At 40.1% G+C, this 5,917-nt stretch carries 5 protein-coding genes; all 5 read left to right on the top strand.

Going from position 1 to position 5,917, the window contains the following annotated elements; genetic code table 11:
- Positions 1-245: 245 nt before the first annotated feature.
- On the top strand, positions 246-1,979 hold the full coding sequence (locus AXA65_RS06205) for a cellulase family glycosylhydrolase (protein ID WP_063969260.1): 1,734 nt from the start codon (positions 246-248) through the stop codon (positions 1,977-1,979).
- A 135-nt stretch (positions 1,980-2,114) separates the two neighbouring features.
- Complete coding sequence (locus tag AXA65_RS06200) at positions 2,115-4,583, top strand: hypothetical protein (RefSeq protein ID WP_228391633.1); 2,469 nt, start codon at positions 2,115-2,117, stop codon at positions 4,581-4,583.
- A 135-nt stretch (positions 4,584-4,718) separates the two neighbouring features.
- Positions 4,719-5,018: an MGMT family protein gene (locus tag AXA65_RS06195; RefSeq protein WP_063969259.1), complete on the top strand. Its 300-nt coding sequence runs from the start codon at positions 4,719-4,721 to the stop codon at positions 5,016-5,018.
- Between the two features lie 290 nt (positions 5,019-5,308).
- Entirely contained in the window at positions 5,309-5,503 is a 195-nt protein-coding gene (locus AXA65_RS20370; protein ID WP_086048091.1) for a hypothetical protein, read from the top strand.
- 20 nt (positions 5,504-5,523) lie between these two features.
- A complete protein-coding gene (locus AXA65_RS20365; RefSeq protein WP_165596566.1) occupies positions 5,524-5,691 on the top strand; it encodes a hypothetical protein in 168 nt (55 codons plus the stop codon).
- Positions 5,692-5,917: the final 226 nt, after the last annotated feature.

The following is a 5,917-nucleotide window of genomic DNA, read 5'->3' as shown; positions in this document are numbered from 1 at the left end:
TTATAATGCACTACGGGTTTTATCAAAATATAGGTTTGGCTTTCGGAGTTAAAATAATTGTATTGATTTTAGGAGCTGGTGGATTGGCCAATATGTGGGAAGCGGTTTTCGCTGATGTTGGTGTTGCGCTGCTTGCAATCCTCAATGCAGTTCGTATTCAGAATATGAAATTCAGTTAAGATTTAAAGTTTTCAAAATTCCTTTTCCGATAGAAAAATTATATTATCTTTATCAAAATCAAAATTATGAAGAGACTCGTATTTTTTTCTGTACTTTTATTGTCTCAATTCGGGACAGCTCAAGGGTTTTTGAAAACTCAAGGTCAGAAAATTGTGGATTCGAAAGGCGAAAATATTTATCTGAAAGGTCTCGGATTGGGCGGATGGATGCTTCAGGAAGGTTATATGCTGAAGACCGATGACTTCGCAGGACCTCAATTCAAAATCAAAGAAAAGATTGCGGAAGTCGCAGGAGAAGATGGCAAAAATGAATTTTACAAAGCCTATCTCAAAAACGGAATCACCAAAAAAGACATCGATTCCTTGGCAAAATGGGGATTTAATTCCATCCGACTTCCAATGCATTATGACCTGTACACTTTACCAATCGAGAAAGAAAAAGTGAAAGGCGAAAATACTTGGTTGGAGCAAGGTTTCAAAATGACAGATGACCTTCTGCAGTGGTGCGAAGACAACAAAATCTATTTGATTTTAGACCTTCACGCTGCACCTGGCGGACAAGGGAATGATGCGAATATTTCTGATAACGACAAATCAAAACCAAATCTTTGGGAAAGCGAGGAGAATCAAAAAAAGACCATCGCGCTTTGGAAAAAACTGGCAGAACGCTACAAAGACAAAGAATGGATTGCTGGCTATGACCTTATCAATGAGCCGAATTACCCTTTCACGGGAAAGAATCCAAACGGAACCGACGAGATGTCCAACGCGCCGCTTTGGAAACTTCAGAAAGATATTTCGGACGCCATTAGAGAAGTGGACAAAAACCACATTATCATTCTTGAAGGAAATGGTTGGGGAAATAATTACAACGGTTTGCCGAAACTTTGGGACGACAACTTGGTCTTGAGTTTTCACAAATATTGGACGACCAACGCGCCAGAATCTATTCAGAATATTATAGATATGCGTCAAAAGCTGGATGTTCCGGTTTGGTTGGGCGAGACTGGCGAAAATTCTAATGTTTGGTTTACAGAACTTAATCAGTTATTATTGAAAAACAACATCGGTTATGCTTATTGGCCGATGAAAAAGATTGATAATATTGCTGGCGTGACGAATGTGAAAATCACTCCGGATTATCAAAAATTACTGAACTATTGGAAAAACGGCGGACAAAAACCTACTAAGGAATTTGCAAGAAAAACATTGATGAAAATCGCTGACAACTACAAAATGGAAAATGTGGAAGTCAAAAAAGATGTCATCGATGCGATGTTCCGACAAGTGAATGACGAATCAACGAAACCTTATAAAAAGCACGTTGCTCCGGGAAGAATATTTGCAACAGACTATGATTTGGGAAGATTCGGTAGTGCTTATTCGGACAATGATTTTCAGAACGTTTGGGTGTCAACCGGCAATCGTACGGAATGGAATTCAGGGAATAAAATGAGAAATGATGGCGTTGATATTTACCTTTGCAAAGACAAAATCACCAACAAGTATTTCGTCGGGAAAACCGAAAAAGGCGAGTGGCTGCAATATACTGTGAAAAGCGCTCAGGCGAGAAAGTACAAAGCCAGTATTCGATATAATAATGAATCCAGTCAAGCTTCTGAATTGGTTATTAAAACTGATGAAGGCGACGACCTGGCAAATGTCAAATTACCGCCAACAGGCAAAGGAATCTGGAAAACGGTTTCTGTAAATAATGTAGCTCTAGTAAAAGGCGAAAACAAATTAAGACTCTACTTCGAAGCGGGAAATGCCAACCTCAATTACTTCGAACTGAACTAAGAAATCGTCAATAAACTATTCGAAACATCTCATATTATCTGTGGGATGTTTTTTATTTTCATAAATTTAAATGTTTGGCTGATAAATTGCCTACAGCTTAAGGTTAATACCTAATTTAAAAAATAACTTAAAACTATGATGAAATCGCTTTACCTGCTTTTCTTCTCAATTTCCTTCTCGATGCTTTATTCACAAAGCACACTTACCGTTACGAGGTCGGACAATCAAAAGCCTATCAAAGGTGCGGCTGTTTCCTGCAACGGCAGAGTTTTGGGCAGAACCAATGACAAGGGAATCGTCACTTTCACGACCAAATGTCCGAAGGTGGATGTAGAGATAGACAACTTTATCGGCGATGAAGTCGTGGTTGATAAAGTGATGGAACTGGCGCTGGACCGCGATAACATCAAGTCAAACCAAATACAAGGCGTGACGCTTTCCAACGAAAGTGATCCGCGCGCTTTGGCAATCATTGACCAGACTTTCAAAAAATTCAAAGATAATTCCCCGAATGCCTTGGATTCTTATTCCTATAAATCTTACGAGAAAATGTCATTCGATTTGGATGAAGACAGCATCAAGGATTACTCAAGATTCGTGGAGGCAAGGAAAGATTCGCTTTCCCGAGCGACCAACAGATTGCTTCCTAAAAAGGAAAAAGACAAAAAAGATTCTATTGAAGGCGAGCAGATGATGTCTGTTGCCAAAGACAGCAAGTTGTTTCTATGGGAACGCGCGATGGAATTTCTCTATTCCAAAAAATACGGCGAAAAAGTGAATGTCTTGGATAACAGAATCTCCGGTTTGAAAAATCCGGTTTATGAAATGCTTGCTCTACGATCCAACAGAGACAAAATCCCAAGAGAGATTCTACCTGAGAACAGAAGCCTTTACAGATATTTCCTGACAGATTCCATTGAAATCGAAGGGCGAATGAATTACGTCATCAGATTCCGTCAGGTGGATTATAAAGTTCCCATCAACAGAAGAAAATACAACGGTTATCTTTACATCGACAAAGATTCCTACGCCATCAAGAAAATTGACAGCAACAGCAAAGTGAAGTCGGATGGAAACATCACTTCCGTTTGGGTTCCTATTAATGATAAATGGTTTTTGAAAACAGAAAACCTGAAAATAAAGATGGGTGTTTCAGAATTTAATACCGTGCAAAAGAAGGATAATGAAACGGCCGAAGAGAAAAAAGCAAGACTCGACGGTGTGAAAAAGTTCGGGAACTATGCGTACCTGAAAGCCGATTATTTCGATTTCAAAACACCTGTGGAACTGAAGCCTTCTCAATTCAGTGGTTATACGATGAGTGTTGAGAACGCCGATGGAACGCTATTGAACCAATACAGAACAGACAGCCTATCCGCAAGAGAAAAACTGACTTATGTGAAGATTGACAGTCTTGGTAAAAAATATACCTTAGACAGAAAAGTTCAGGTCCTTACTGCTTTGCTTAGAGCGAAATTTACGGTAGGAATGGTGGACATCAATCCATTGCAAACCAGATACAACCGGTACGAAGGTTTCAGATTAGGAGCAGGTTTTAAACTGAATGAGAAATTCAACAAATATATTTCTCCCGATGTTTATTTGGCTTATGGTTTCAAAGACCGCAGTTTCAAATATGGTGCTGGGGTAGATTTCAAAACAACTTTAGAAAGAAACTCATTCTTCCGCATCGAATATTTTAATGACGTAGCGGCTTCCGGACGATTCAGCCAGAATCTTTGGAGTGCGAAGATGGCCATCAACAACGGTGGAATGACCATCCGAAACGACAAATATTATAAGTACGACGGCTTCAGACTTGGCTATCAGGTAGACCTTACAAACTCTTTGACCCTGGATATTTCTGGTAAAAAGCAGAATGAGGAATCGGGTTATCCTTACGAGTTTATGGGGATGTCCAGAAAGTTTGAGAATTTCAGTTCATTGGCAACCATCAAATTCTCTCCATTTAGCCGAAACATTATGACGCCAAACGGCAAATATACCTACGAGCAGAACTTCCCAGAAGCTTTCCTTAATTATGAGCAAGGCTACAAAAGCCTGGGCGGTGAGTTCAACTACAGCAGGTTCGATGCCTTGCTGACGCACCAGTTCCGTAGCTCTTGGGGAACAACTTTGGCCCGTGTCTACGGAGGTTATTACGTTGGTAAAGCACCGATCTGGCACACCTTCGAGATGGGTGGTCTGGATGCCAACAGCGGCACAGGCATCTTATCCAACTTCTCTTTGACCAGTTATTTGGGATTTGCGACCATGACGTCTGGGAAATACTTCAATGACAAGTTTGCCGGTTACTACGTCTCCCACAGGATTCCTTGGTATTTCAAAAGTTTTGGAAAGAATACTTCCAGCTTCGATATTATCTACAGAGGTGTCGTGGGCGATATGAAGAACCCAGAGTATCATATGGTAGAGAACTTCTCTCCGCTGGACCATCTGTATCAGGAGATCGGATTTGAGTACAACAACTTCTTAAGTTCAAGATTCAATCTGGCGTTTTTCTACAGAGTTGGTCATTACAACACCACGAACTTCAAAGATAACTTCGGCGTCCAGTTGAAGCTTAAGTTGCTTGAGTTTTAATATTTAAAGAACTTGATATAACATACAGTTTGTCATTACGTAGGAATCTAAAAGTAGCTGTCGAGATTTAAATGAAAAAACAAAAAGGTATTTTTTTAAATCATTTTGTTGATATAAATTAATTTAAATAAAAAAATGAACGACCTATTCAAACAACAGGTGTATGAGATCACGAGGCTCATCCCGAAAGGACGGGTTTCCACCTACGGCGCGGTGGCAAAAGCGGTGGGTTATCCCAACCATTCCCGCCACGTAGGCAATGCCATGGGCGGATGTCCGGCAGATGTCCCGGCGCACAGGGTCATCAGTAGCACAGGAAAACTATCAGTTCCATCTTTTAGAGAACGCTTAGAAAAAGAAAATGTGGTCGTACAGGAAAACTGGAAGATCAAAGACTTCAAGATCCTCTTTTGGGACCCTTTGAAGGAGTTATAAGAAAATTATCATCCCTTAGTCAATTCGGCTAAGGGTTTTTTTATGGACACTTTGGAAGGGGAAAAGTCAAAAATATGAGCAAATTATAGTTCAAAAATCCCCTTTTCGCAAGTCCGATGGATAGGACATCTGCAAGGCTTGTCCAAAACAACTTGATGTTTTAGTAATGTTTGTAGATTTTTATCTACAAGTTCAAAAAATCCTATCAATTTGCTTTTTTGTTTAATTAAAATTTTTAATTTTATCTCGTTCGTAAACATTTAATTATAAACAAATAAAACACAAAACGTATGTCAATCAAATTCAACGTGGTACCACGTAAAAACCCAAGAGACCTGGATGCCCCATCAAAGTATTACGCCAATATCGTAGGCGAGGGCAAAACCACCCTGGCAGATCTGGCAAGATATGCCGCAGAGATGTCCACTGTTTCCCATGCAGATATCCTGCCGTTCTGGAAAGTACATTTGGCAAGATCGCAATAGATATTGCAGATGGCAAGATCGTGTATGTAGGAGAATACTTCACATTGCAGGCCGGCGGCTCCAGTGTAGGGTCAGAAAATGAAAAGGATGTTTCTGCCAACAGCATCAAGAGTGTGAAAGCAGTGTTTCGCCCAGGTAAGCTGATCAGGAATGCCCTGAAACTGGCGAGTTTTCAGAAAAAGTCATAAGTTCTTTCTCCGTAATTTTAGTTTTCCCACAGGTCAAGCAGTTTTGAATCGGAGTAGTCCCTTATCATTTGTACTTGTGTCTGTAAGATCTGTGGGGTTTTTGTTTGAAGAGCTTCTCGCAGGCCAATTTTTTAGTTAGTTGAGTAATTGTGCCTATTTGTGTTTTTGTTGCACCTGGTCTGCGAGTTTTTTTATTTTTAAGACAACAAAACAAGAGAGCCACCTC

This window comes from Chryseobacterium sp. FP211-J200 (assembly GCF_001643375.1).
In the GTDB taxonomy this organism is placed as follows: Bacteria; Bacteroidota; Bacteroidia; order Flavobacteriales; family Weeksellaceae; genus Epilithonimonas; species Epilithonimonas ginsengisoli.
The sequence above is the reverse complement of the archived record's forward strand: the minus strand, read 5'-3'. Positions and strand labels throughout refer to the sequence as shown.

Bases quoted from the DNA above. Each gene is read 5' to 3' on its own strand.
- AXA65_RS06205 (WP_063969260.1), top strand. From the start codon at position 246: ATGAAGAGACTCGTATTTTTTTCTGTACTTTTATTGTCTCAATTCGGG.
- AXA65_RS06200 (WP_228391633.1), top strand. From the start codon at position 2,115: ATGATGAAATCGCTTTACCTGCTTTTCTTCTCAATTTCCTTCTCGATG.
- AXA65_RS06195 (WP_063969259.1), top strand. From the start codon at position 4,719: ATGAACGACCTATTCAAACAACAGGTGTATGAGATCACGAGGCTCATC.
- AXA65_RS20370 (WP_086048091.1), top strand. From the start codon at position 5,309: ATGTCAATCAAATTCAACGTGGTACCACGTAAAAACCCAAGAGACCTG.